Genomic DNA, 25,621 nt, shown 5'->3' on the forward strand with positions numbered 1-25,621 from the left:
CCGCCCGGAGGGGGGGAGACCGGACGGCGGCTTACGGGTGCGCACCCGCGAAGGCGACTGCCCCGGGACCGCGCCTCTCATGCATGCGAGCGACCTCGGTCCCGCACGGACCTCCCGGCCGCCCGGCCCGGGGCCGCCCCGCACGCTTCCGTACGCCCGGCGGCCCTGGAGCCCGACACCTGGCGGGCCCGGATGCCGTACGCCCGGCGGCCCGGATGCCGTACGCCCGGCGGCCCCGCCCCGGTGGCCCCGACGCCGTACGCCAGGCGGCGCCCGGCGGTGCCCGGAGCCGTACACCCCGGGCACCACCCCCCCCCCGTGGAGTCAGCCGATCTCGACGAGCAAGTCCCCGCCCTCCACCTGCTGGACCCGGGTGATGGCGAGGCGGGACACCCGGCCGCCCCGTGCGGCCGTGATCGAGGCCTCCATCTTCATCGCCTCGATCGTGGCCACCGTCGTACCCGCCTCGACCTCGTCGCCCTCGGCGACGGCCAGGGTGACGACGCCCGCGAACGGCGCCGCCACGTGCCCCGGGTTCGACCGGTCGGCCTTCTCGGTCGCCGGCAGGTCGGCCGCCGCCGCCCGGTCGCGGACCTGGATCGGGCGCAGCTGGCCGTTGAGCGTCGACAGGACCGTGCGCATGCCCCGCTCGTCGGCCTCGCCGACCGCCTCCAGCTCGATGAGCAGCCGCACCCCGGGCCCGAAGTCGACCGAGTACTCCTTCCCCGGGCGCAGCCCGTAGAAGAAGTCCTTGCTGTCGAGGACGCTGGTGTCGCCGTACGCCTGCCGGTGCGCCTCGAACTCCTTCGTCGGGCCGGGGAACAGCAGCCGGTTCAGCGTCGCCCGCCGGTCCTTGCCCAGCCCCTCGTGGTCCTCCGGTGCCAGCTCGCCGACCGGCCGGGGCCCTGCCCTGCCCTCCAGCGCCTTGGTGCGGAACGGCTCCGGCCAGCCGCCGGGCGGGGTGCCCAGCTCGCCGTGGAGGAAGCCGACGACCGAGTCGGGGATGTCGAAGCGGTTCGGCGCCGCCTCGAAGTCCGCGGGCGCCACCCCGGCGCCGACGAGGTGCAGTGCCAGATCGCCCACCACCTTCGACGAGGGCGTGACCTTCACGAGCCGGCCCAGCATCCGGTCGGCTGCCGCGTACGTCGCCTCGACGTCCTCGAAGCGGTCGCCGAGACCGAGGGCGACGGCCTGGGTGCGCAGATTGGAGAGCTGCCCGCCCGGGATCTCGTGGTGGTAGACCCGCCCGGTGGGGGAGTCGAGGCCCGCCTCGAAGGGCGCGTACACCTTGCGGACGCTCTCCCAGTACGGCTCCAGGTCGCCGACCGCCTGGAGCCCGAGCCCGGTGGGCCGCGCGGAGTGGTCGGTCGCGGCCACGATCGCGGAGAGCGAGGGCTGCGAGGTGGTCCCCGCCATCGACGCCACCGCCCCGTCGACCGCGTCCGCCCCCGCCTGGATCGCCGCGAGATAGGTGGCGAGCTGACCGCCCGCCGTGTCGTGGGTGTGCAGATGCACCGGCAGGTCGAACTCCCGGCGCAGCGCGGAGACCAGCGTGGCGGCGGCGGGCGCGCGCAGCAGCCCGGCCATGTCCTTGACAGCGAGGACGTGCGCCCCGGCCTCGACGATCTCCTCGGCGAGCCGCAGATAGTAGTCGAGGGTGTACAGCCGCTCCGCCGGATCGGACAGGTCCGAGGTGTAGCAGAGCGCGACCTCGGCGACCGCCGTCCCCGTCTCCCGTACGGCGTCGATCGCGGGCCGCATCTGCCCTACGTCGTTGAGCGCGTCGAAGATCCGGAAGATGTCGATGCCGGTGGCGGCCGCCTCCCGTACGAAGGCGTCGGTCACCTCGGTCGGGTACGGGGTGTAGCCCACGGTGTTGCGGCCCCGCAGCAGCATCTGGAGGCAGATGTTCGGCACGGCCTCGCGCAGCGCGGCCAGCCGCTCCCACGGGTCCTCCGCGAGGAAGCGCAGCGCGACGTCGTAGGTGGCGCCGCCCCAGCACTCCAGGGACAGCAGCTCCGGCAGGGTGCGCGCCACCGTCGGGGCGACCGCGAGGAGGTCCTTGGTGCGCACCCGGGTGGCGAGCAGCGACTGGTGGGCGTCGCGGAAGGTGGTGTCGGTGACCCCGATCGTGGGCGAATCCCGAAGGCTCCGCGCGAAGCCCTCGGGGCCCAGCTCCGCGAGCCGCTGCCGGGAACCGGCCGGCGGTTCGCCCGAGGGCAGCGGCGGCAGCTTGACGGCGGGGGTGAGCAGTTCGGGCCGGGGGCCGTGCGGCTTGTTGACGGTGACGTCGGCGAGGTAGGTGAGCAGCTTGGTGCCCCGGTCGGCCGAGTGGCGGGCGGTGAGCAGATGCGGCCGCTGCTCGATGAAGGAGGTGGTGACCCGCCCGGCGCGGAAGTCCGGGTCGTCGAGGACCGCCTGGAGGAAGGGGATGTTGGTGGACACGCCCCGGATGCGGAACTCGGCCACGGCCCGCCGGGCCCGCCCGACGGCGGCCGTGAAGTCCCGCCCCCGGCAGGTCAGTTTGACCAGCATCGAGTCGAAGTGGGCGCTGACCTCCGTACCGGCGTGAGTGGTGCCGCCGTCGAGCCGGATGCCCGAGCCGCCGGGGGAGCGGTAGGCGCTGATCATGCCGGTGTCCGGGCGGAAGCCGTTGGCGGGGTCCTCGGTGGTGATCCGGCACTGGAGCGCGGCGCCGCGCAGCACCACGGACTCCTGGGAGAGACCGAGGTCGGCGAGGCTCTCCCCGGCGGCGATGCGCAGCTGCGACTGCACCAGGTCGATGTCGGTGACCTCCTCGGTCACCGTGTGCTCGACCTGGATGCGCGGGTTCATCTCGATGAAGACGTGGTTGCCCTCGGGGTCGAGGAGGAACTCGACGGTGCCCGCGTTGCGGTAGCCGATCAGGCGCGCGAACCGCACGGCGTCGTCGCAGATCCGCCGCCGCACCTCCGGGTCGAGGTTCGGCGCGGGCGCCAGCTCGATGACCTTCTGGTGGCGGCGCTGGACCGAGCAGTCCCGCTCGTACAGGTGGATGACTCCGCCCTGGCCGTCGGCGAGGATCTGCACCTCGATGTGGCGGGGGTCGACCACGGCCTTCTCCAGGAAGACGGTGGCGTCGCCGAAGGCGGACTCCGCCTCCCGGGCCGCCGCCTCGATGGACTCGCGCAGTACGGCCGGATCCTCCACCCGGCGCATGCCGCGCCCGCCGCCGCCCGCGACGGCCTTCACGAACAGCGGGAAGCCGATGCCCTCGGCGGCGGCGACCAGTTCGTCCACGTCGGTGGAGGGCGCCGAGGAACCGAGCACGGGCACCCCCGCCTCCCGGGCGGCGGCCACGGCACGCGCCTTGTTGCCGGTCAGCTCCAGGGTCTCCACAGACGGGCCGACGAAGGTGATGCCCGCCTCCTCGCAGGCGCGGGCCAGCTCCGGGTTCTCCGACAGGAAGCCGTAGCCCGGGTAGACCGCGTCGGCGCCCGCCCGGCGGGCCGCCCGGATGATCTCCTCGACGGAGAGGTAGGCCCGCACCGGATGCCCCGGCTCCCCGATCTCGTACGCCTCGTCGGCCTTCAGCCGGTGCAGCGAGTTGCGGTCCTCGTGGGGGAAGACGGCGACCGTGCGCGCCCCCAGTTCGTAGCCCGCGCGGAACGCGCGAATCGCGATCTCGCCGCGGTTGGCTACCAGCACTTTCCGGAACATTTCCGATCCCTTCGCCCTGCCGGTGACGAGCCCCGCGTGGCGGCGACACCCCACGCGGGCGCGCACGGTCCTGGTCGTCTCCCGTGTCGCGTACGGCGAGCGGCCGGCTCGTGTCCGTCACGCTACGGGCTGTCCGCGGGCCGTCTGAAGGTCCCGGCACAGTGACATGGATCATCGTGCCCGGCACCCCCCGAATGGGCGCAGGGGCCTTCCGGCCCGACGACCTGCGGCCTTCGGCGTACACGCATCGCGCCCGACGCCCCGTCAACCCCGACGAAAATCAAGCGAGTTGGGTTCTCCTTCTCCGGGACCATTCCAGGGACCCCCGGCTCCTCCCGGGGACGGAGGGAAAGGAGACCTGCCGGGGGATTCCCGGGCGCGGGCGGTGGGGAAGGGTGGGATCGACCGATTCAGCCTTCTGCCGCAAGGATCTGACCCACTGTGCGAAGCGTACGAATAGCACCCTTCGTGGCCATCGGAGCCGTGGCCGCGCTCCTGCCCGCGCTCACGCCCGCTGTCGCCGCCGCGAAGGCCCAGGCGCCCACCGTCATGCCCAAGAGCGCCATCGGCGTCTCGGCCTACGTCCACCAGCAGCCGCGCTGGCAGCGCTGCGACCCCCAGGGGCCCGCCTCCTTCCAGTGCGCCACCGTCAAAGTGCCGCTCGACTACAGCCGCCCCAACGGCAAGACGCTCGACATCGCCATCTCCCGGGTGAAGGCCACCAGCCCCCGCGACCGGCGCGGCGTCCTCCTCCTCAACCCCGGCGGCCCCGGCGGTCCCGGGCTCGACATGCCGCTGTGGATGGCGCCGGAGCTGCCCGCCGACGTGAAGAAGCGGTACGACCTCATCGGCTTCGACCCTCGGGGCGTCGGCCAAAGCTCCCCGGTGAGCTGCGGCCTCACCGCCGACGAGGCGGACTGGGAGCGCCCCTACAAGGCCGCGACCTTCACCAAGGACGTCGCCTGGGCCCGCACCGTGGCCCGGAAGTGCCAGGCGAAGAACGGCGCCGTCCTGCCCCACATCACCACCCGCAACACCGCGCGCGACCTGGACGTCATCCGCGCCGTGCTGGGCGAGAAGAAGATCTCCTACCTCGGGTACTCCTACGGCACCTACCTCGGCACCGTCTACACCCAGATGTTCCCCCAGCGCACCGACCGGTTCGTGCTCGACAGCGCGGTCGACCCCGCGCGGATCTGGCGGGGCATGATCCAGGTGTGGGCGGAGGGCACGGAGCCCGCGTTCACCCGCTGGACGCAGTGGACCGCCGCCCGCCACACCACGTACGGCCTCGGCGAGACCCCCGACGCCGTCCGCAAGACCTTCTGGGACCTCGTCGCCCAGGCCGACCGCAAGCCCATCGACCTCGAAGGCACGCTCCTCACCGGCGACGACATCCGCACCGCACGCCCGATCTTCTTCGACGTGGCGTACGCGGCCGACATGATCTCCGAGCTGAAGAAGGCCGCGGCCGGGAAGCCCACGCCCGCTCCCCGGGGCGCCGCCCCGTCCCGGCTGTCCGAGGCCTTCGTCCGCGAGGTCCCGCAGGACAACATGGACGCCGCCTTCTGGGCCGTGGTCTGCTCCGACACCCGCGCCTGGCCGCGCGACCCGGAGCAGTACCGCCGCGACGCGATCCGCGACAAGGCCAAGTACCCGCTGTACGGCGACTTCGCGTCGAACATCAAGCCGTGCGCGTTCTGGCCGAAGGGCGCCGAGCCCGCCACCCGGGTGAGCAACGACACCAAGGCGCTCATCCTTCAGAACGAGTGGGACTCCCAGACGCCGCTGGTCAGCGGCCAGGGGCTGCGCCGGGTCATGAAGGGCGCCCGGATGGTCACCGTCCTCGGCGGCCAGGGACACGGCATCTACGGCTCCAAGTCCTGCGCCGACAAGACCGCCACCGCCTATCTGACGACGGGCCGGCTGCCCGCGACGGACACGACCTGCGTGGCCACGCCCAACCCGGCGGCGAACAGCTCCCGGACCGAGCCGACGGCTCCCCGGACCCTGCCCATCCCGCAGGACCGCTTCTGACCGGTCACCGGCACCGGGCGTGACAGGGGGCCCTCCCACCGGGAGGGCCCCTTCGGCGTGTCTCCGTCCCGGCGGGGGTCCCGCGTATGCCTGTCCTGCCGGGGGAGGTCCTTCGCGTGTCTCCGTCCCGGCGGGGGTTCCCGCGTATGCCCGTCCTGCCAGGGAAGGCCGGTCCTTCGCGGGATTCCGCCCTGCCAGGGGTCCCGCGTATGCCCGTCCCGCCGGGGAGGGCCCCTCGCCCCGGTCCGTCCCGGCGGGAAGCCCCGCGGCCGAGGCGTCCAGGCATCCCGCCCCGCGGAGCCGGACTCAGCCCGCCGCCCCCGGCAGCCGCTCGATCACGCCCGCGAAGTCCGTGCCCGACGGCAGGGTGCCGAAGGCGAGACCCCGGTCACCGGCCAGCCGGGAGGCGCAGAACGCGTCCGCCACCGCGTGCGGCGCGTGCCGGACGAGCAGCGAGCCCTGGAGGACGAGGGCCAGCCGCTCCACGAGCCGCCGGGAACGCAGCTGCGCGTCCTCCGTGAGGACGAGGTCCCCGCGCAGCTCCCGCCAGGCGGCGTCCAGCCGCGCGTCGCCGCCCCCGGCGGCCTCGACCTCCGCGCGGAAGGCTTCGAGGGACTCCGGCTCGCGGGCCAGGGCCCGCAGCACATCGAGGGCGTTGACGTTCCCCGAGCCCTCCCAGATCCCGTTCAGCGGGGCCTCGCGGTAGAGACGGGGCATGCCGGACGCCTCGTCGTAGCCGTTGCCGCCCAGGCATTCGAGGGCCTCGGCGACGGCGGCGGGCTGACGCTTGCACACCCAGTACTTGCCGACGGCGGTGGCGAGCCGCAGAAAAGCCCGCTCCCCCGCGTCGCCCCGCTGGGCGCGGTCGGCCGCACCGGCGATCCGCAGCGCCAGCGTGGTCGCCGCCTCCGACTCGATCCCCAGATCGGCGATGACATTGCGCATCAGCGGCTGGTCGACGAGCCTGGCCCCCAGCACCGAGCGGTGCCGGATGTGGTGCGCCGCCTGCGCGAGCGCGGCACGCGTGCCGGACGCGGAGCCGAGGACGCAGTCGAGACGGGTCATCGTGACCATGTCGATGATGGTCCGCACCCCCTGCCCCTCGGCGCCGACCAGCCACCCCACGGTGTCGTCGAACTCCGGCTCGCCGCTGGCGTTGCTGCGGTTGCCGAGCTTGTCCTTGAGCCGCTGGATCCGGAAGGTGTTGCGGCCCCCGTCGGGGAGCACCCGGGGGACCAGGAAACAGGAGAGCCCGCCGGGCGCCTGCGCCAGGACGAGGAAGAGGTCGTTCATCGGGGCGCTGGTGAACCACTTGTGGCCGCGCAGCCGCCAGCTGCCGTCCGCCGCCTCCACCGCCGTGGTCGTGTTGGTACGGACGTCGGTGCCGCCCTGCTTCTCCGTCATGCCCATCCCGGCGAGCAGCCCGCGCTTGCCCTCGGGGGCGCGCAGCCCGGGGTCGTACACCCGGCTGGTGAGCAGCGGCTCGTACCGCTCGGCGAGGGCGGGCGCGGCGCGCAGGGCGGGGACGACGGCGTACGTCATCGACACCGGGCAGCCGTGGCCCGCCTCCGCGGTGCTCCACACCATGAACCCGGCGGCACGGGCCACATGGGCGCCGGGCCGGGGATCGGCCCAGGGGGTACCGCCGAGCCCCTCGGCGATCGCCTCCCGCATCAGGGAGTGGTAGGCGGGGTGGAAGTCGATCTCGTCGACACGGTTGCCGTACCGGTCGTGGGTGCGCAGTTCGGGTTCGTGTCGGTTGGCCTCGTCCGCCCACCGCTGGACCTCCTCGCTTCCGGCGCGGCGGCCGATCCGGTGCAGATCGTCCAGACACCACTCCGCGCCCTCCCGGCGTACGCCCTCCAGGAGGACGGCGTCGTCGGCGACGTCGTGCCCGACGAGGGGCGGGGGCTGATTGGTCACCTCGTGGGTCCGCGCGGTGGGCTCGCTGCGCAGCGGGGGTACGCCGGTGGTGGCGGTCATGACGGATCCTCCTGGGTCGAGGGGAGCGGGCCTGCGGGGCGGGCGCCGGCGCAGCGCAGGGACAGGGCGGTGAGTTCGGCGAGCAGCGTGTCGAGCGCGGCGCCCGCGTCGCCGTCGGCCGGGGTGCCGAGCGGGTCGACGAGGACCTCCCCGACGGCGCCGGTCAGCGCGGCGGCGGTGACGCCCGCGTCCTGCGGGGGCAGCGCCCCGGAGTCGACGCCCTCGCGGATCACGGCGGCGAACAGTTCGCGGTAGCGGCGGCGGAACTCCAGCCGCTCGGCGCCCAGCGCCGGTTCGGCCGGTGCCGCGAGCAGGGCGTAGGCGAGTCCGGGGCGCTCCAGGGCACGCCGGGCGAAGACCCGGACGCCGTGGGCCAGCCGCTCGACGGGGTCGCCCCCGCCGCGCAGCACCTCGCCGAGGACCTCGGCCTCACGCCCCGAGGCACGACGGAAGACCTCCACGGCGAGGGCCGCCTTGGAGGGGAAGTGCTGGTAGACCGAGCCCGCCGCGATGCCGGTGGCGGCGGCGACCGCCGCCACCGAGGCGCCCGCCCAGCCCGCCTCGGCCACGACCTCGGTGGCCTGGGCGACCAGGCGCTCCCGGGCGGCATGGAGGCGTTCGATCTCGGCGGGTGACTTGCGGTAGGCCATGCCAAGAAGTGAAGCACCGTTCAGCTCTTCGTGCCAGCCCCTCGCGCCGATGGGCCGCAGCAAGTGACCGGAGCGCTGCCGTACGCCCCTCCGCAGGTGCGTGGCAAGGAACCCGTACACCCTCTCCGTAAGCGTGGAAAGAAACCCGTACGTCCTCTCCGTACGCCTCACGAGGGAGCCGCGCCCCCTCCGTGCGCCTCGGGCACAACCGCGCACGCCCTCCACGCGCCTCGCGGGGAACCCGCGCGCGCGTCCGGTGCCATCACGCCCCCTCCGTGCGCGCAAGGAGAGATCGCGCCCCTTTCGCGCGCGCCCGAAAGGATGAATATGTCCCGTTGTCACTTCATCGGCCCGAGCGGCGCGCCACCCTGCTGACGTGCGCAGACAAGGCAACAAGGTCGTGCCCGCCCAGCGGGACGCCGCACCGAGTCGCGAGGCCCGCAGGACCGAGATCCGGCCCCCGGCCCCTCCACCGCAGGGCCGCCCCGCCCCCCGAGGCCACTTCGAGGCCCGCTTCCACTACTGGTTCGACAACACGATCACCCGGGGGAAGGCGGCCCTCGTGGGCTGGCTCGCCCTCGCCTGCCTCGCCCTCGTCGTACCCGTGAGCGTCCTGCTCGTCTGGACCGACCACGAGTCACCGCCCTCCTTCGGCTCCCGGATCGCGGCGGTCTGGCACCGGACGGGACAGACCCTCCGGCTCGGCGGCGAGACCGGCCCCCCGATCAGCGTGGTCCTCTCCGTGGTCCTCGCGCTCATCGCGCTCTTCTACGTCTCCACCCTGGTCAGCCTCATCACCACCGGCATCACCGAACGGATCCTCGCGCTCGACCGGGGCCACGCCCTCGTCCTCGAACACGGCCACACCGTCGTCCTCGGCTGGTCGGAACAGATCCCGACCATCGTCTCCGAACTCGCCGCCGCCCACGCACAACGGCGACGCGGGGTCATCGCGATCCTCGCCGACCGCCCCAAGACCGAGATGGAGGAGGAGTTCCGCGCCACCATCCGCTTCGCCGGACGCACCCGGCTCCTCTGCCGCCACGGGCGCCCCACCGACCCCCTCGCCCTCGCCCGGGTGAGCCCGGCGACCGCCGAGTGCGTGATCGTCCTGCCCGGCGACGACGCCGAGGCCGTCAAGACCCTGCTCTCCCTGACGGCGGCCGTGGGCGAGGAGCACCCGGTGCACGTCGTCGCCGCCGTCCGGGGCGAGCGCCACCTCGGCGCGGCGCGACTGGCCGGCGGCGTCCGGGCCACCGTCCTGGACACCGACGGCATCACCGCCCGGCTCCTCGCCCAGTGCGCCCGGCAGCCCGGACTCTCCCTGGTCTACGAGGAACTGCTGAACTTCGCGGGCCACGAGTTCCACACCGTGCGGGATCCCGGACTGCTCGGACTGACCTTCCACCGGATCGCCGCCCTCTGCCCGGTCTCGTCCGCCGTCGGCCTCGCCCGCGCCGACGGCACCGTCACCCTCAACCCGCCCGGCCACACCCGGTTCGGGCAGGGCGACGCCCTGATCACCGTGGCGGAGGACCAGGACGCGACCTACCGGACGGCCGTCCCCCTTCCGTACGACCCCGCCTCGATCCGCGCCGAGGACCCCGCGCCCGACCGGCCACCCGAGCGCTTCCTGCTCCTCGGCTGGAACCGCCGGGCCCCCCGCGTCGCCGCCCGGCTCTCCCGGCACGCCCCGCCCGGCTCCCGCGTCGACGTGCTGGCCCCGGAGGGCACCCCCGTCGTCGCCGCCGTACGGGACCGCGCCGACACCTCGGGCCGGAACCTGTCCGTACGCCACCACCCCGGCGACCCGACCGCGTGCGAGGGCACCGCCTGTCTGGACCTCGCCGGATACGACGCGGTGATGGTCCTCGCCCCCGACGCGCGCACCGACAGCGAGGACCCGGACGACCCGACCCTCGTCACCCTCCTCCAGCTGCGGGCCCGGCAGCGGAGCCGGAGCCCGGGGGAGGGCGCCGGGGCCCGGCGGGTCCCCGTCGTCACCGAACTGGCCGACGACCGCAACCGGTTCATCTCCCCGCTTGGCCCCGGCGCCGACTATGTCGTCAGTGGCCGGCTCATCGGGCTCCTCATGACGCAGATTTCCCAGAACCCGGGCCTGGCCTCGGTGTTCCGGGAACTGCTCGACGCCGAGGGGAACGCCCTCCGCATCCGCCCGGCGGACGCCTATGTCGTCACGGGCCGGGAGATCTCCTTCGCGACCGTCGTCGAGTCGGCCGCCCGCCGGGGGGAGTGCGCCATCGGCTACCGCGCCCCGGGCCGTACCGGGGGAGTGTGCCTCAACCCCCCGAAGTCCCTGGTCCGCCACTGGTCCCCGGACGACGAGATCGTGGTCCTGGGCCCGGAGACATGACCGGAGCGGGGGCGTGGACTCCCGGCGTACGGGAGGCGTGGACTCCGGGCGTACGGGGCTGCGGACTCCGGGCGTACGGGGGCGCGGACCCCGGGCCGCGGGGAAACGGCCCCGGGCGTACGGCGGTGTGGCGTCCGCCGTACGCCCCTCGGGCCGCCGGTGGCCCGTCAGCCCAGCAGGACCGGCAGGTCGTACAGGTCGTTCTGGGTGACGACCGGCTTGTTGCGCAGTTCCTCGCGCGGCACCGCGAGCCGCAGCCCGGGGAAGCGCGCGTAGAGGGCGGGCAGCGCGACGCCCGCTTCGAGGCGGGACAGCGCCGCGCCGGGGCAGACATGCGGTCCGTGGCCGAAGGAGATGTGCCGGTTCGGCGTCCGCGTGATGTCGAACGAGCCCGCCGTCGGCCCGTGCTGAGTCTCGTCCCGGCCGATCGCGCCGTGCGACACGATCAGCGCGTCGCCCTTCGGCAGGACGCGGTCGCCGACCTCGATGTCCTCGGCGGCGAACCGGATCAGCACATGCGAGGTCGGCGTCGACCAGCGCAGTGTCTCCTCGACGACGTTCTCCCACGGCACCTCGCCGTTCAGCACCAGGGCGCGCTGCTCGGGGTGGGTCTCCAGGGCGACGACCGCGTTGACGATCAGACCGATGGTCGTCTCGTGTCCGGCGGCCACCATCAGCTGGAGGGTGTGGGTGATCTCCTCCGTGGTGAGCCGGTCGCCGCCCTCCGACGCCCCGATCAGCGCGCTCGTGAGGTCGTCGCCGGGTCGCTCGGTCTTCTCCGCCACGATCCCGGCGAACAGCTTCGCCAGATCCGCCATCATCCCCGGCACCTCCTCCGGCGGCGTCTGCGTCGAGAAGAACTTCTCGAACAGGGCCTTGAGCCGGGGGTGGTCGGCCGGGTCGACGCCCATCAGCTCGCTGACCACGTTCATCGGCAGCGGATAGGCGAACTCCGCCTTCAGGTCCACCACCTCACCGGCCGGCCGCTCGGCGAGCCGGTCCAGCATCCCCGCGGTCAGCGCCTCGATGCCGTCCCGCAGCCGCTCCACCCGGCGCGCGGTGAGCGCCTGCGCCACCAGGCTCCGCAGCCGCCGGTGCTCCTCGCCGTCGACGGTCAGCATGGACCGGCCAGGGTTGGCGAGCCCGATCAGCGGCCAGTCCAGCGGTATCTCGCCGCGCTGCCAGGCACCCCACACCCCGATGTCCTTGACCAGCCGGGGATCGGTGAGGAGCCGCCGCGCCTCCGCGTGGCGGGTGACGGCCCAGCAGGGCACCCCGCCCGGCAGCACGACCCGCGCCAGCGGACCGGCGGCGCGCAGCCGGGCACCCTCGCCGTCCAGGTCGGCGACGAACGGGTCCAGGACGATGACCTCGTCACCGGGGACGGCGGTGTGGTCGTACGGGCAGCTCATCCGATGGCTCCTAGCGCGGGTGTCGGGGTGTACGTCACAGGGAGCGCGGTCAGTCCGCGCAGCCAGGGGGAGGGGCGGCGGGCGAGGGACCCCGCGGGGACGGCGAGGTCCACGTCCGGCAGCCGGTCGAGCAGCACCTCGATCCCCGTCCTGGCGATGGTCTCGGCCACCTCCTGGGCGGGGAAGGGGCAGCGGTGCTCGCCGTGGCCGAAGGAGAGATAGGCGTTGTTGCCGCCGGTCAGCGCCCCGGCGTCGGCGCGTACGTGCGGATCGGAGTTGGCGGCGGCGAGCCCGAGCAGGACCAGGTCGCCGCGGCCGATCCGGCGCCCGCCGAGGTGTGTGTCGCGCGAGGTCCAGCGGCCCGCGACGTTCTGGGTGGGGGTGTCCTCCCACAGGACCTCGTTCATCGCCTCGCCGACGCTGTGCCGGCCGCCGGAGAGCGAGGCGGCGAAGCGGTCGTCGGTGAGCATCAGGCGCAGCGAGTTGCCGATCCAGTCGGCGGTGGGCTGGTGGCCCGCGGCCATCATCACCATGAGGTCCTGGGCGACTTCCTCGGCGCTGAACCCGGCGGTGTTGGCCAGCATCCGGGAGGCCACGTCGTCGCCGGGCAGCTCCGCCTTCGCGGCGAGCAGCGCGGCCATCGACCCGGCCAGGTGCCGCTGGCCCTCCAGGGCCCCCTCCTGGCCGTTGATCATGTCGTTGAGGGCGGTGACGAGCCCCGGGCCCTGCTCGTCGGAGAAGCCGTAGACGCTGGCGAGGACCCGTACCGGCAGGAGCATCGCGTACTCGGCGACGATGTCGCACGAGCCCTTTCCGCAGAGCGCGTCGACGAGTTCGTCGGCGAACCGCTCGGCGCGCTCGCGCAGCACGAACGGGTCGATCGCCTCCAGGGCGCCGGAGACGACGGCGGCGCGCTCCCGGTGCCGCTCGCCGACGGTGTAGAGGATGGACGGCTGTTTGCGGCCGATCATGGGCAGCAGGGGCCAGTCCGCCGGGATGTTCTCCCACTGGTTCCACAGGTCGGAGTCGCGGGAGAAGAGCACCGGGTCGCTGGTGACCTGGTGCAGCTCGCGGTAGCCGACGACCAGCCAGGCGGGCACGTCGCCGTCCAGGACGACGGGGGCGACCGATCCGTGCTCACGCCGGATCTGCCGGTACAGCTCGGCCGGGTCGGTCTGGAACCGGGGCCCGCTCAGCGGGACGGGCGGGGGCTCGGGGTGGGTCACGGGGCGGGCTCCGGTATGGGCGGGGACATCGGCCGAGGGGCCGAGGCGACGACGGTGCGCAGATGCTCGACGAGGGTGATGAGGACCTGCTTGCCGGACTCGCGCGACCGGGCGTCGCAGAGGACCAGCGGGACCTCGTCGGCGAGGTCGAGGGCCTCGCGGATCCGGTCGGGGGAGTGGGCGGGTCCGCCGAAGTCGTTGCAGGCGACGATGAACGGCGTCCCGTGGTGTTCCAGGCGGTCGATGGCGTACCAGGAGTCCGCGAGGCGCCGGGTGTCGACGAGGACGACCGCGCCGAGGGTCCCGGAGAACAGGCGGTCCCACAGGAACCAGAACCGTTCCTGGCCGGGCGCGCCGAACAGGTACAGGACGTTGTGGGCGTCCAGCGAGATCCGGCCGAAGTCGAAGGCCACGGTCGTGGCCGTCTTCGCCGCGACGCCGACGGTGTCGTCGACGCTCTCGCCCGCCTGGGTCATGGTCTCCTCGGTGTTCAGCGGACGGATCTCGCTGACCGAGCGGACCAGGGTGGTCTTGCCGACGCCGAAACCCCCGACGACGACGATCTTCAGTCCGTTGTCGGCGGTGCTGCGCAGGGTCGGGCGCTGTTCAGAGGTTACGGAGTCCAACGAGCACCTGCTCCAGGATGTCGTGATCGGGAAGGCGGTACGACGAGCGGGGATGCCGCGCGTGGATCCGGCCGGTGTCGTGCAGGTCGGCCAGGAGGATCCGGGTGATGGACACCGGAAGACCGAGGGAGGCCGCCACTTCCACCACGGCGGTGGGGAGGCGGCAGAGCCGGAGGATCGCGGCGTGCTCGGACTGCATGCCGGGGACCGGATCGCTCTCCGCGACCACCAGGGTCACCAGGTCGAAGGCGTCGGAACCGGCGTGGCTCCGGCCGCCGGTGAGGGTGTAGAGCCGGTCGGGGGAGTCGTCCCTGCCCGGCCTCGCGCGGCTCATCCCCGAGGCCTCGCCACCAGGTGCTCGCCGAGTTGCTCGACGAGTTCCGACATGTTGTGGCCGACGAGCCCGGCGTCGGCGTCCTCGTCGGCGACCAGCGCCAGATGGGCGCCCTCGCCCGCCTCGACGATGAACAGGATGCCGCCGTAGAACTCGGCCATCGCGGAACGGACCCCGCCGGTGCCGTCGCCGAACTCCACGGAGGCACCGTGCGACAGGCTCTGGATGCCCGCGGCGATCGCGGCGAGCTGGTCGGCCTGGTCGACGGAGAGCCCGGCGGTACGGCAGAGCTTGAGGCCGTCGCGGGAGAGCACCAGGGCGTGACGGGTGCCCGAGGTGCGTTCGAGCAGGCCCTCCAGGAGCCAGCTGAGCTTCTCGTCGGTGGTGGTGCCGGTCATCGGGAGGTGCCTTCCGGGTGCGGGGAGTTCGAGGGTTCGTGCGCGGCCGGGACTCCGTCGCCGTCGGCCGGGTGACCGGATTCGGTCGGCGCGGCACCCCCGTCGGCCGGGCCGTCGCCCGGCGAGCGGATGCCGTGGGAAGCGCTTGCGTGAGAGGCGTCGGGGGCCGCGGGCTCTTCGTCGGCGGGGTGGACGCGGAGGGAGGCCCGTGCGGTGGGGGAGCCGGGGGTCGTGGGCTCTTCGGCGGTCGGTCGGGTGCGCGAAGAGGCGTCAGCGGCGGGGGAGTCGGGGGCCGCGGGCTCTTCGTCGGCGGGGTGGACGCGGAGGGAGGCCCGTGCGGTGGGGGAGCCGGGCATCGCGGGCTCCTCGTCGGCCGTGCGGCTGCGCGAAGGGGCGTCCATGGCGGGGGAATCGGACACCGGGGACTCTTCGTCGGCCGGGCCTGTGCGGGGGGAAGCGTCCAGGGCGGGGGCGTCTGAAGGGGCAGGGGTTTCGACGGCCGCTCGTAGGCCGTCGTGGACGTCGTGGGAAGCGCTTGCGGCAGGGGTGTCGGAAGACGGGGGCACCTCGTCGGCGGGCGTCGGCCCCTCCGGCTGGGCTGCTGCGCGGACGGCCTTGCGGAAGCTGCCGAAGCGGGTGGCCGCCCCGGCCGCCGCCCCGGTACGCGGGGCCGTGGCCTTGCGCGGCTTCGGCGGCGCGTCCGGCCCCTCGGGGTGGGCGGCGGCGAGGGCGCGCCCGCGACGACGGCGGGGCAGCCCGTCCCCGTCGAGGCTCGGGTGCTCGCCCGTGCTCTCCACCTTGCTCTCGGGAGCGTTCTCGCGTACGGACCCGGGCTCGCTCCGGGGCGCGGGCACCCGGACGGCGGGCGCGGGGGCGCTCGGGGCCGGGGCCGGCGCGGTCGGCGTCGTGGCGGTCCGGCTGACGAGTTCCTGCGGAAGCATCAGCAGGGCCCCGGTGCCGCCGCGTGCCGAGGGGCGGAACGACACGGTCAGACCGTGCTTGCGGGCGAGCCGGCCGACGACGGCCAGGCCCAGCCGGGTGCCGGAGAGACCGGCGAGGTCCTGGGCGGTCGCGCCCACGGCCTCCTCGGCACGGCGCAGCTGGACGTCGCTCATGACGAGGCCGCTGTCTTCGACGGCGATCATCACACCGGCCGGGACCTCCTCCACGTACACATGGACCTCGGCGGTGGGCGGCGAGAAGTTCGCCGCGTTGTCCATGAGTTCGGCAAGCGCGTGCATGACGCCCTCGGCCGCGTGTCCGGCGACGGCCGCCTCACTGCTGGAGTGCAGCCGGACGCGCTGGTAGCCGCCGATACGGCCCATGGCGCCGCGCAGGATCGACTCCATGCCGATGGGGCGGGCCCAACGGCGCCCCGACCGGGCGCCGGTCAGGACGGCGACGGAGTCGGCGAGCCGACCGGCCTGCGCGGTGCGGTGGTCGAGGTGGAGCAGGTCGGCGAGGACGTCCTCGTCCGCGTGCCGGTGCTCCATCTCGCGCAGGTCGGCGAGCATGCCGGTGGCCAGGGCCTGCATGCGTCCGGCGGCGTTCGCGGACGCGGCCATGGCGGCGGAACGGCCGGATTCGGCCCGGCGGAGCCGGAGTTCGAGCCGCTTGGTCTCCTCGGCGTGTTCACGGCCGAGCGCGGTGGTCTCGGCGGCATGGGCCCGGACCAGTTCCTCGGTGTGTGCCGCGTGGGTGGCGGCCGAGGCCTCGGCCTCGGTGGCGTGGCGCTCTTCGAGCCGTGCGGTCTCCGCCTCGTACCGCTCCTTGAGGGCGACGGCCTCGCGTTCGGCGGAGGCCTTGGACTGGGCGGCGTACGTCTCCCAGGAGGCGAGTTCGGCGGCGAGGCGTCCGGCGCGGCGGCCGTGGGCGCGCGCGGTTCTCGCGTACCAGACGACGGCGAACACCGAGGCCGAGAGCAGCAGGACGCCGCAGGCGGCGGCCCAGGCGAGGGCGGTGCGGACGCCGGACGGCGCGGCCGCGACCGCGACCGAGGCGGCGGCGCCACCGGCGACGGCCGTCAGCGAGGAGACGAGCAGGGCGGGGCGAAGGGGGGTGGGTGACGCCGACATCAACCAGACTCTCGGGAGCGGGCACACGGGGCAGGGGGAGGCGCGATGTCGGCACTATAGATGCGTTGTTGATCAATACGGAACTCGATCGACCGGATGAACACCCTTTGCTTGGCCTATGTTTTGTTCATGTGTCCAAGAAGGTCCGGACTTGTTCATTCCATGGTTAAGTGCCTGCTCAGACAGGTGACATGACGAGCCGTGGGGCGACGGGCGGCGGAACGGCACCGCCCGGCACACACGGGGTGCGCCGGGCGGTGGACGGCGCGGGGCCGTTCGGTGGCCGTCAGGCTCCGGGAGGGGGCCCGTCCTTCTCGTCGATCGTGATCGCCTGCACGGGGCAGGCGCGGACCGCCTCGTCGAGCAGGGCGTCGTCGGCGTCCGGCCCGCCGTCCTCCCGGCCGGGGAGGATCGCGCCGAACCCGTCGTCGTCCTGGGTGAAGAACTCCGGCGCGGTCAGAACGCACTGACCGGCGCCGATGCAGAGGTTTCCGTCGATCGTGACGCGCATCGGGGTCACACTCCTCTCACCAGGCGACGGGGAGCGAGAGCATCCCCTGGATGGTGTCCCCCGGCTTGAACGGGATCTCCTCGGCGGGCGCGTCCAGCCGCAGCTCCGGCAGTCGGCGCAGCAGCGTCCCCAGGGCGATCTCCAGCTCCGCCCGCGCCAGGTTCTGCCCCAGGCACTGGTGGATGCCGTAGCCGAAGGCCACGTGGTGACGGGCCGACCGGCTCCAGTCGAGTGCGTCCGGCTCGGAGTAGGCGGCGGGATCCCGGTTGGCGACGGAGGTCGCGAACACGACGCCGTCGCCCGCCCGGATGACCGTCCCGGCGATCTCCACGTCCTCGCGGGCGACCCGCAGCAGCCCGTCGGCGATCGAGAGGAACCGCAGCAGCTCCTCCACGGCGACGGGCACCAGCGAGGGATCGGCCCGCAGTTCGGCCATCCGCCCGGGGTGCCGCAGCAGTGTGTAGACGCCGAGCGAGATCATGTTCGCCGTGGTCTCGTGTCCCGCCACCAGGAGGATGGAGGCGAGCTGGACCAGTTCCTGGCGGTCGGGCGCGCCGTCCTGGCCGCTCAGGGAGACGAGGTCGTCGAGGACGCCCGTGCCGGGCTTCTCCCGCTTGCGGTCGATCAAGCCGCCGAGGTACTCCTCCAGTCGGGCCAGGGCCTCCTCGGTGTCCGCGCCGGTCGGCCCGCGCAGCAGCCGCCGGGACTGCTCCTCGAAGAAGTCGTGGTCCTCGTAGGGCACTCCGAGCAGCTCGCAGATGACCATCGACGGTACGGGCAGTGCGAAGGCGCTCACCAGCTCGGCGGACGGGCCCCGGTTCTCCATGGCGTCCAGGAGCCGGTCCACGATCTCCTGGATGCGGGGCCGCAGCCCCTCGGTGCGCTTGAGCGTGAAGCTCGGGATCAGCAGCCGGCGCTGGGCGTTGTGCTCGGGGTCGTCCCAGCCGAGCAGGGCCGCCCGTCGCCGCCGTCGCACCTTCTCGGCGCGCTCGGTCGGCAGGGGGAAGTCCTCGCGGGTGGAGTCGGTGGAGAGCCGGGGGTCGGCGAGGAGGGCGCGGGCGGTGGCGTGGCCGGTGACCATCCACACCTCCCGGCCGTCCCAGAGCGTCACCCGGGCCAGCGGGTGCTCCTCGCCGGAACGGGGGTAGTCGGCAGGGGGGTGGTAGGGACAGGTCCGGTTCTGCGGGAACGCGACGGCTTTCGTCATGGGAGGCCTCGCTCGGTGCGCATGGGTGACTCTGACGTGTGTGCCGTCCCCACTACATGCCTCAGGCACCTATCCGGTCTACGAGGAGTTCGGCCAATCCACCCGAAGGGAGCGACCGGGACGGGCCAGAATCCCGACTGCCGGGCAGTCGTTCGAGTTCAAGGCCGTGACAGCGCCTGGAGAATCGATTTTTCGTACGTGTTTCGAGGGAGCGGGCTTTCCGTGTGCGCTTTGTGTGCGTGTGTCCGTTGCGCGAAAGGTGTGCGGAGGAGGTGCGTGAGTCGATGCCTCTTCGCCATTTATTGGCCGGATGGTTTCACCGGCTCCCCGTCCGGACCGCTCGCGCCCGGCGCTCCCCGCCCCGGAGCCCGGAGCCGTGCGCCCCTGTAAGGGTGGTCGCGCGTTCGGCCCGGGGGAGTCATGACGCACCGTCGACAAGATGTGATCGATTCCTTGCGCTTTCAGGGCGGTAACAGGGCTTATTTCGAGCCTTGAATGACCGGTGGAGGTAGCCCTTCCCGCTCGGTCACATGGGGAACCCGAACTGACTATGCTCCCCAATGTGTTGCGACACGGTCACAGCGAGTCATGACCGCTGTGATGCTCGTGGACGGCACGCGGCTGCGAAGGGGCGCCTCCATCGGCGCGAATCCGACGGGCCCGCCCTCGCACCACATCACCCCAGTCCGCTCATTCCAGTCTGCTGAGGGACCCTTTCGATGGTTCGTGCAGGATCGACTTCCAGAGCCCGGCCGGCCGCCCCGGCACGGGCTTGGCTCCTCACCCCGGGAGTCCTGGCCGGCGCCCTGGTCATAGCGCTGCTTCTCGCCCCGGCGGACATACGGCCCCCCCTCACCTGGTACGGCTCCGGCGGCGTCGGCCTGACCCTGCTCACCTCGCTGGGCCTCGCCCGCTGGTTCCGCTCGTCCGACGCGGCCCGCACCGCGCGGATCGAAGCCGATGCCAGGGAGCGCTCCGCCCAGCGCGAGGCGGCGCTCCTCGGCCGCCTGGCCGACCAGCAGACCAGCGTCACCTGGCTGGCCGAGAAGCTGCTCCCGGCGGCCGTCGCCCGGCTCCGCAGGGGCGATCTGGCCCCGGACGTCCTGCACTCCGTCTCCTTCGGCACCCACCTCGACCCGGAGTTCGCCGCCGCCCTCAAGGGCGCCCTGCGGACGCTCCTGGACTCGGTGGAGTCCGAGGAGCACACCCGGGACGCCTCCCAGCGGGCCCTGGTCGCCGTCGCCCGACGGGTCCAGGCCATCGTCCACCAGCTGGCCAAGGACCTGCACACCATGCAGATCGTCCACGGCAACGACCTGGTGGTCTCCCGGGGCCTCCGGGACGTCGACCACCGAAACGCCCTGATCGGACGACTCGCGGCCAGCATCGCCGTCCTCGGCGACGCCCGCCCGGGGCGCCAGTGGTCGAAGGCGATCCCGCTCTACGACGTGCTGCGCGGCGCCATGTCCCGGATCGTCGACTACCCCCGGGTCAAACTCACCTCGGTGACCGAGGTGGCCGTGGTCGGCCCCGGAGCCGAACCCCTGATCCACCTCCTCGCCGAACTGCTCGACAACGCCACCACGTTCTCGCCGCCGCACACCCCCGTGGAGGTGACCGCGAGCGAGGTGCCCTCCGGCATCGCGATCGAGATCGAGGACCGGGGCGTCGGACTCACCGAGGAGGTCAGGGCCCGCGTCGAGCGCATCATGCGCCAGTCGATGTACGGCATCCAGCTCGCCAGCCTCGGCGAGGTCACCCAGCTCGGACTGCCCGTGGTCAGCCGACTGGCCCACGAGTACGGCTGCGACGTCGACCTGCGCACCTCCGCCTACGGAGGCGTACGGGCCGTGATCCTCGTACCCCGGCGCCTGATCACCACGGTCCCGCCGTCCGCCCTCAGGTTCCCCCAGCCGCCCCGCAGGCGCCCCGACGGAAGTCCGATCCTGCCCCGCCCGGTGGCCTCGGTCCCGGTGCCGCCTCCGCCGCCCCCGCCCCCGCCCCCGCTGCCACCGGCCCCGGCCCCGGCCCCGGTGCCCCCGCCGGTCACCGTGCCGACCGGCGGCCCGCACCCCTCGTCCGGCGAGACCAGGAAGACCTCCAACGGACTCCCGCAGCGCCGGCGCGATTCGACCATCCCCACCCCGGTCGTCGTGGTGACGTCCACGCCGCCGACACCGCTCCCGTCCCGGACCTCCGGCCCGACCCGGCAGCCGGGTCTGATGTGGGAGGCGTTCAACGGGGACAAGTTCAACGGGGGGGACAAGAGATCCCCCACCCAGCCCGCCACTCCCCACCACGACCCGTCAGATGAGGTTGAGTAACATGCAGCCACTGCCCAACATGGACTGGATGCTCAAGGAGCTCGTGGGCGGCGTCCCGTACGTGCGCCACGTGGTCGTCCTGTCGTCGGACGGGCTGTGCATCGGCCAGGCGAACACGGAGCCCGACGCGGCCGACGCGATCGCCGCAGCCTGCTCCGGAATCCAGAGCCTGGCGCGGGCCATCGCGCAGATGTTCCCGCACGGGGACGGCTCGACCCACATGGTCGGAATCGAGGCCGACGGCGGCTACTTCTCCCTGATGGCCGCGGGCCCCGGAGCCTATCTCGCGGTGCTGGCCGACGAGGAGGTCGACGCCGGACTGCTGGGCGCCCGCATGCGGTCCCTGGTCGTCCGGATCGGCCAGCACATGACCAGTCCGCCCCGTGATGACGTCGGGCAGGCGATGTGACAGCAGAGAGCCGGAACCCCTGGGACGAGGGCACCCCCGTCCCGCTCTACGTCATCACCGGCGAGCAGGGTTCCACGGCCGGGACCTTCAACCTGGTCACGCTCATCGCATCGCGGGCGACGCCCGACCCCGCGATGCAGCCCGAGCAGGCGGCCATCCTCTCGCTCTGCACGCACCCGCTCTCGGTGGCCGAGGTATCGGCGTACCTCAGCCTCCCGTTCAGCGTCGTGACCGTGCTCCTGTCCCAACTCGTCGGAGACGAAAGGGTCGAGGCCATCGCGCCCGTCCCCGTCTCGGCGTACCCCGAACGAGGCCTACTCGAGGCGGTGATCCATGGACTACGCAAACTCTGACGCCCTCGGCGTCGGCCCACGCAACACCAACCTGCTGCTCCCCCACGGTGCCAGGGGGGTCAAGGTCGTCGTCGTCGGCGGCTTCGGCGTCGGCAAGACGACCATGGTCGGGACGGTGAGCGAGATCCCACCGCTCACCACCGAGGAGACCATGACCCAAGCGGGCATCGGAATCGACAACAACCCCGGTGTCCAGGGCAAGAGCACCACCACCGTCGCCCTGGACTTCGGCCGGATCAGCATCAACCAGGAGCTGATCCTCTATCTGTTCGGCACCCCCGGACAGGAGCGCTTCTGGTTCCTGTGGAACGGCATCTTCGAAGGCGCGCTCGGCGCCGTGGTGCTCGTCGACACCCGGCGGATCGAAGTCTGCTTCGAGGTCGTCACCCGGCTGGAGGACCGCCGCGTCCCGTTCGTCGTGGCCGTCAACACCTTCCCGGAAGCCCCGCAGTACCCCTTGGAGGAACTGCGCAGCGCTCTGGCCCTCAGCGATTCCGTGCCCATCGTCACCTGTGACGCACGGGACCGGGCGTCCTGCCGCGACGCCCTGCTCTCGCTGATGGTCTATCTGTGCAACCTCGCAGCCGCTCAGGAGTCCGCATGACCGTCCCCCCCGCCGAACCCGCCATGGGAATTCCCGGTCAGGCGGCCGGGCCCCCCGGGCCGACCCCGCCCCCCGGCTGCCCCGCGCACGCCGTCGGCGCCGGACCCGGCGGAGCGACCCGGCTCTACGGAACCGCCGCCGCGACCGACCCCATGGGGTTGTACGAGGAACTGCGGGCCGCCCACGGCCCGGTGGCACCCGTCCTGCTCGACGGAGACGTACGCGCCTGGCTCGTCCTCGGCTATCTGGAGAACCGGGACGTGGCCAGCCGCCCCACCCAGTTCTCCCGCGACCCGCGCGTCTGGCACGGCTGGACGAGCGGGGAGATCGACCCCGCCACCTCCCCGCTCGTCCCCATGATCGGCTGGCGCCCCGACTGCGTGTGCGCGGACGGGGAGGAACACCAGCGGCTGCGCGGCGCGGTCACCGCCGGTCTCAACCAGTTCGACCACCGGGGGCTGCGCCGCCAGATCACCCGCTTCGCCCACGAACTGATCGACACCTTCTGCGAGGACGGCGAGGCGGAACTCGTCGAACGGTTCGCCGAACACCTGCCGATGCTCACCCTCACCCATCTGCTCGGCATGTCGGAGGAGTCCTCGCCCGGACTCGTCCACGCGGCCCGTGACCTCTTCAAGGCCACCGAGACCTCGCTCGCCAGCAACGAACACGTCCTGGAGAGCCTCGCGAGACTCGTCGCGGAGAAGCGCGTCCAGCCGGGCCACGACATCGCCTCCGCGCTGATGGCCCACTCCGCCGGACTCACCGACGAGGAGGTGCAGCACCATCTGCGCCTCATCCTGCTCGCCGGATACGAGACCACCGCCAACCTGATGTCGAACGTGCTGCGGATGGTGGTCACCGACCCCCGGTTCCGCGGCTCGCTCGCGGGCGGCCAGATGACTCTGCCCGAAGCGGTGGAACAGGTCCTGTGGGACGAGCCGCCGCTGATGGTGTGCCCGGGGCGCTGGGCCAACGGCGACGCCACGGTCGGCGGCCAGCAGATCAAGGCGGGGGACATGCTCCTGCTGGGCCTCGCGGCGGGCAACGTCGACAAGACGATCCGCCCCGACCCCTCCACCCCGGTGCACCACAACCGCGCCCATCTGTCCTTCAGCGCCGGGACCCACGAGTGCCCCGGCCAGGACGTCGGGCGGATCATCGCCGACACCGGCATCGACATCCTGCTCACCCGGCTCCCGGACATCGCGCTCTCCGTCCCCGAGACCTCCCTCAGCTGGCGTTCCTCCACCTGGGCCCGGCACCTCACGGCGCTGCCCGTGAACTTCGCGCCCCGGGTGCCCCAGGCCCACGACCAGCCCACGCCGCTGCCGCCTCCGCCCTCCATGAGCCACACGGGACCGGAACCCGTGCCCGGGTCCGAGGAGACCGGCCCGGCGAGGGTCCCCGCACCCCGCTCGGCCTGGCGCGGACGCGTCAGACGCCTCCTGGGCCGCTAGGACATCTCCGGCCGATCATCTGACTATTCCGCGCCGGGGTCGTTGACGTGGTCACGGGGCGGGGCGAGCCGAGTGACGCCGAGCGGGAACGGTCGCGGCCGTTCCCGCCGGTCGGCAACCGGCATCGTGGCCGGTGGCGTGCTCACCGACAGGTCCAGGCCGCTGCCAACCGCTTCTACGGCCGGCCGAACTACGGCGGCGCGGCCCTGGCGCCCGGATTGTTCAACCGGTCCTTCCACGAGTCCCTCAAGGACCCTGCGGTCAAAGCGGTGTTCGCCCGCTGGTCGGCCTGCATGAAGGGCGAGGGCTTCACGTACGAGGATCCGGTCACGCTCTTCGAAGGCGCGCGCTTCGGCCGTGAGCCGCACCCCGTCACGCTCCTGGAGACGTCCACCGCCGACACCGCCTGCCGTGGCGCCCTGCGGGTCGCAGAGGTCTGGCACGCTGCCGAACCCCGCCTACAGCAGGGTTACGTCCGGGCGCACCTGCCGGAGCTGGAGGAGGAAACGGGACAGGCCCACGAACCGCCGCGTGGTCGTCGACCAGTTCGAGCTAGGACCTGCCCCACGCGCCCCGACAGCCCCTCCCGCAAGGAACGAACGAGGACCGGCCTCCCCGTGGGGCCGGTCCTTCGTTGCGTCGGTCCGCTTCTGCGCGCCGTCACTCCGGGAACGGCAGGTCCGTCGGTGCGTACCGGGGGGCTCCCGTGTACCAGGCGTGGATGCCGGACAGGAAGCCGCAGGCCCCCCGCACCCAGGTGTCCAGGGCGGCCCGCTCGTCCTCGCGCAGACCGGTCCGCTCGACGAGGAGGGGCAGGTCCGTCCGCCGCAGGTGCTCGAAGTCCCTCAGCCGGGTGTTCACCAGGTTGAGGGCGGCGGGCACGGCGTCACGGAGCGGAATGCCCAGGGAGGAACCGAGCACCACCACGAGGTTGTTGACGTCCTTCTCCTCGTGGACCTCCCGCTCGTAGGAGGCGAGGTCGTTCGCGAGGCCCATGAAGTCCATGAAGGCGTCGAGCAGGGCGCGGACGGTCCGGCTGCGGCGGATCTGTTCGGGTATTCGCGCTCCGGTGGCCAGCTCGACGCTGTACGGGGCGGTGTGCGCGGCGAAGCTGTCCCGTCGGAACGGCGCGTACTCGATCAGATGGGGGACCCGGCCGCCGAGGCTGTTGGCCAGCTCCTCGACGCCCGCGTCGACGTACCGCACCAGCGCCCGGTTGAACTCGTGCCGCCAGTGCGCGAGACGGGGCGGGAAGAGCTGCCGCTGAAGGTCGGCGATGCCTCGCTCGACGGGGTTCGCGGGCTCCGGCAGCCGGTCGGGCTCCGGCCGGAGGAAGTCGTGCAGCCGGTCGGTGAACGCCTGGGCCCCGGGCAGGTCGCCGGTCTGCTTGAAGGCGGCGGCGAAGTAGTCGTCCCAGGCCAACGCCCAGATGTTGAAACGGTGGTTGAGCCGCAGGGCGTCCGGGGAGGCATCCGGGAGGGTCCATGCGGTCAACTGGTCGACGGTCATGGCGTGGAACTGGGACGAGGTCCAGACGGGACCCTCCGCCGCAGGTCCCCGCTCCCCGCCCAGCATGCCCATGTCGCGGGCCCAGGTCTCGCTCTCCTCGCGGAGTGCGGGCAGGAAGGGGTTCACCCGCGGGGGATGAGGCATCCACAGCTGGGGAAGCTCGACGGTGTGAACGGTCATGGGGACCGACCCCTCCTCTTCGGCCCGCTCAGGCGTTCTGCCGGACGAGCGGTGCACGATCACTAAACCACCACCACCGAGGACGGCCGATTCCCGCCCCACGGCTCTGCAAACCTGCCCGCCAACGCCGACCGGCAACCCCCCGAATTCAAGCCGATCCATGATCGAAATACGGACTCCCGGAGGAAGAGGGCCGAGGAAACGGTCCTTCAGCCCCTCATCATCAACTGTCACTCCTGGAACAGGAGTA

At 72.9% G+C, this 25,621-nt stretch carries 19 protein-coding genes; 7 read left to right on the forward strand and 12 right to left on the reverse strand.

Annotated features, from left to right (window positions below; translation table 11 throughout):
• Positions 1-324 precede the first annotated feature (324 nt).
• On the reverse strand, positions 325-3,699 hold the full coding sequence (locus BU197_RS19110) for a pyruvate carboxylase (protein WP_188269476.1): 3,375 nt from the start codon (positions 3,697-3,699) through the stop codon (positions 325-327).
• Positions 3,700-4,167: 468 nt separating this feature from the next.
• On the opposite strand from BU197_RS19110, the gene BU197_RS19115 reads away from it, so the two are divergent.
• Positions 4,168-5,736, forward strand: a complete 1,569-nt coding sequence (locus tag BU197_RS19115) for an alpha/beta hydrolase (RefSeq protein ID WP_411158503.1) — start codon at positions 4,168-4,170, stop codon at positions 5,734-5,736.
• A 306-nt stretch (positions 5,737-6,042) separates the two neighbouring features.
• On the opposite strand, the gene BU197_RS19120 is transcribed toward BU197_RS19115, so the two are convergent.
• Together BU197_RS19120 and BU197_RS19125 are read right to left on the reverse strand one after the other, a co-directional pair.
• Positions 6,043-7,719 (reverse strand): acyl-CoA dehydrogenase family protein, encoded by a 1,677-nt coding sequence (locus BU197_RS19120; RefSeq protein ID WP_188269478.1) that lies wholly within the window; start codon positions 7,717-7,719, stop codon positions 6,043-6,045.
• On the reverse strand, positions 7,716-8,369 hold the full coding sequence (locus tag BU197_RS19125; RefSeq protein WP_188269479.1) for a TetR/AcrR family transcriptional regulator: 654 nt from the start codon (positions 8,367-8,369) through the stop codon (positions 7,716-7,718). The genes BU197_RS19120 and BU197_RS19125 overlap by 4 nt, the downstream gene beginning before the upstream one ends.
• Before the next feature lie 376 nt (positions 8,370-8,745).
• Between BU197_RS19125 and BU197_RS19130 the strand changes: the two genes are divergently transcribed.
• A complete protein-coding gene (locus BU197_RS19130) occupies positions 8,746-10,743 on the forward strand; it encodes a CASTOR/POLLUX-related putative ion channel (protein ID WP_317452031.1) in 1,998 nt (665 codons plus the stop codon).
• Positions 10,744-10,910: 167 nt separating this feature from the next.
• On the opposite strand, the gene BU197_RS19135 is transcribed toward BU197_RS19130, so the two are convergent.
• The 8 genes from BU197_RS19135 to BU197_RS19170 form a co-directional block, all read right to left on the reverse strand.
• Complete coding sequence (locus tag BU197_RS19135) at positions 10,911-12,155, reverse strand: cytochrome P450 family protein (RefSeq protein ID WP_188269480.1); 1,245 nt, start codon at positions 12,153-12,155, stop codon at positions 10,911-10,913.
• The gene (locus tag BU197_RS19140) at positions 12,152-13,381 is read right to left on the reverse strand and encodes a cytochrome P450 (RefSeq protein WP_188269481.1); all 1,230 of its coding nucleotides are present in this window, start codon (positions 13,379-13,381) and stop codon (positions 12,152-12,154) included. The genes BU197_RS19135 and BU197_RS19140 overlap by 4 nt, the downstream gene beginning before the upstream one ends.
• Entirely contained in the window at positions 13,378-14,007 is a 630-nt protein-coding gene (locus BU197_RS19145) for a GTP-binding protein (protein WP_188269482.1), read from the reverse strand. The genes BU197_RS19140 and BU197_RS19145 overlap by 4 nt, the downstream gene beginning before the upstream one ends.
• Positions 13,988-14,341, reverse strand: a complete 354-nt coding sequence (locus tag BU197_RS19150; protein ID WP_188269483.1) for a DUF742 domain-containing protein — start codon at positions 14,339-14,341, stop codon at positions 13,988-13,990. The genes BU197_RS19145 and BU197_RS19150 overlap by 20 nt, the downstream gene beginning before the upstream one ends.
• Positions 14,338-14,739, reverse strand: coding sequence for a roadblock/LC7 domain-containing protein (locus tag BU197_RS19155; protein ID WP_188269484.1), 402 nt, complete (start codon positions 14,737-14,739; stop codon positions 14,338-14,340). The genes BU197_RS19150 and BU197_RS19155 overlap by 4 nt, the downstream gene beginning before the upstream one ends.
• On the reverse strand, positions 14,736-16,814 hold the full coding sequence (locus BU197_RS19160; RefSeq protein WP_223182509.1) for a sensor histidine kinase: 2,079 nt from the start codon (positions 16,812-16,814) through the stop codon (positions 14,736-14,738). The genes BU197_RS19155 and BU197_RS19160 overlap by 4 nt, the downstream gene beginning before the upstream one ends.
• A 286-nt stretch (positions 16,815-17,100) precedes the next feature.
• The gene (locus BU197_RS19165) at positions 17,101-17,325 is read right to left on the reverse strand and encodes a ferredoxin (RefSeq protein WP_188269485.1); all 225 of its coding nucleotides are present in this window, start codon (positions 17,323-17,325) and stop codon (positions 17,101-17,103) included.
• 16 nt (positions 17,326-17,341) lie between these two features.
• On the reverse strand, positions 17,342-18,532 hold the full coding sequence (locus BU197_RS19170) for a cytochrome P450 (RefSeq protein WP_188269486.1): 1,191 nt from the start codon (positions 18,530-18,532) through the stop codon (positions 17,342-17,344).
• A gap of 719 nt (positions 18,533-19,251) precedes the next feature.
• On the opposite strand from BU197_RS19170, the gene BU197_RS19175 reads away from it, so the two are divergent.
• Genes BU197_RS19175 through BU197_RS19195 form a run of 5 tightly spaced genes read left to right on the forward strand, consistent with a single transcriptional unit; the run spans position 19,252 to position 23,682 of the window.
• Positions 19,252-20,856 (forward strand): sensor histidine kinase, encoded by a 1,605-nt coding sequence (locus BU197_RS19175; RefSeq protein ID WP_188269487.1) that lies wholly within the window; start codon positions 19,252-19,254, stop codon positions 20,854-20,856.
• A gap of 1 nt (position 20,857) precedes the next feature.
• On the forward strand, positions 20,858-21,265 hold the full coding sequence (locus BU197_RS19180; protein ID WP_223182510.1) for a roadblock/LC7 domain-containing protein: 408 nt from the start codon (positions 20,858-20,860) through the stop codon (positions 21,263-21,265).
• Positions 21,262-21,618: a DUF742 domain-containing protein gene (locus BU197_RS19185; protein ID WP_188269488.1), complete on the forward strand. Its 357-nt coding sequence runs from the start codon at positions 21,262-21,264 to the stop codon at positions 21,616-21,618. The genes BU197_RS19180 and BU197_RS19185 overlap by 4 nt, the downstream gene beginning before the upstream one ends.
• Entirely contained in the window at positions 21,599-22,222 is a 624-nt protein-coding gene (locus BU197_RS19190) for a GTP-binding protein (protein WP_188269489.1), read from the forward strand. Before BU197_RS19185 ends, BU197_RS19190 begins: the two co-directional genes overlap by 20 nt.
• Positions 22,219-23,682 carry a cytochrome P450 gene (locus tag BU197_RS19195; RefSeq protein WP_411158504.1) on the forward strand — a complete coding sequence of 488 codons (1,464 nt, stop codon included), beginning with the start codon at positions 22,219-22,221 and terminating at the stop codon, positions 23,680-23,682. Before BU197_RS19190 ends, BU197_RS19195 begins: the two co-directional genes overlap by 4 nt.
• A gap of 660 nt (positions 23,683-24,342) precedes the next feature.
• Here the strand turns inward: BU197_RS19195 and BU197_RS19200 are convergent.
• Positions 24,343-25,371, reverse strand: coding sequence for a terpene synthase family protein (locus tag BU197_RS19200; RefSeq protein ID WP_188269490.1), 1,029 nt, complete (start codon positions 25,369-25,371; stop codon positions 24,343-24,345).
• Positions 25,372-25,621: the final 250 nt, after the last annotated feature.

It is taken from the genome of Streptomyces sp. CBMA291, assembly GCF_014596525.1.
Taxonomy (GTDB): Bacteria; Actinomycetota; Actinomycetes; order Streptomycetales; family Streptomycetaceae; genus Streptomyces.

Bases quoted from the DNA above. Each gene is read 5' to 3' on its own strand.
- BU197_RS19110 (WP_188269476.1), bottom strand. From the start codon at position 3,699: ATGTTCCGGAAAGTGCTGGTAGCCAACCGCGGCGAGATCGCGATTCGC.
- BU197_RS19170 (WP_188269486.1), bottom strand. From the start codon at position 18,532: ATGACGAAAGCCGTCGCGTTCCCGCAGAACCGGACCTGTCCCTACCAC.
- BU197_RS19150 (WP_188269483.1), bottom strand. From the start codon at position 14,341: ATGAGCCGCGCGAGGCCGGGCAGGGACGACTCCCCCGACCGGCTCTAC.
- BU197_RS19195 (WP_411158504.1), top strand. From the start codon at position 22,219: ATGACCGTCCCCCCCGCCGAACCCGCCATGGGAATTCCCGGTCAGGCG.
- BU197_RS19155 (WP_188269484.1), bottom strand. From the start codon at position 14,739: ATGACCGGCACCACCACCGACGAGAAGCTCAGCTGGCTCCTGGAGGGC.
- BU197_RS19175 (WP_188269487.1), top strand. From the start codon at position 19,252: ATGGTTCGTGCAGGATCGACTTCCAGAGCCCGGCCGGCCGCCCCGGCA.
- BU197_RS19190 (WP_188269489.1), top strand. From the start codon at position 21,599: ATGGACTACGCAAACTCTGACGCCCTCGGCGTCGGCCCACGCAACACC.
- BU197_RS19160 (WP_223182509.1), bottom strand. From the start codon at position 16,814: ATGTCGGCGTCACCCACCCCCCTTCGCCCCGCCCTGCTCGTCTCCTCG.
- BU197_RS19135 (WP_188269480.1), bottom strand. From the start codon at position 12,155: ATGAGCTGCCCGTACGACCACACCGCCGTCCCCGGTGACGAGGTCATC.
- BU197_RS19165 (WP_188269485.1), bottom strand. From the start codon at position 17,325: ATGCGCGTCACGATCGACGGAAACCTCTGCATCGGCGCCGGTCAGTGC.
- BU197_RS19125 (WP_188269479.1), bottom strand. From the start codon at position 8,369: ATGGCCTACCGCAAGTCACCCGCCGAGATCGAACGCCTCCATGCCGCC.
- BU197_RS19120 (WP_188269478.1), bottom strand. From the start codon at position 7,719: ATGACCGCCACCACCGGCGTACCCCCGCTGCGCAGCGAGCCCACCGCG.
- BU197_RS19180 (WP_223182510.1), top strand. From the start codon at position 20,858: ATGCAGCCACTGCCCAACATGGACTGGATGCTCAAGGAGCTCGTGGGC.
- BU197_RS19200 (WP_188269490.1), bottom strand. From the start codon at position 25,371: ATGACCGTTCACACCGTCGAGCTTCCCCAGCTGTGGATGCCTCATCCC.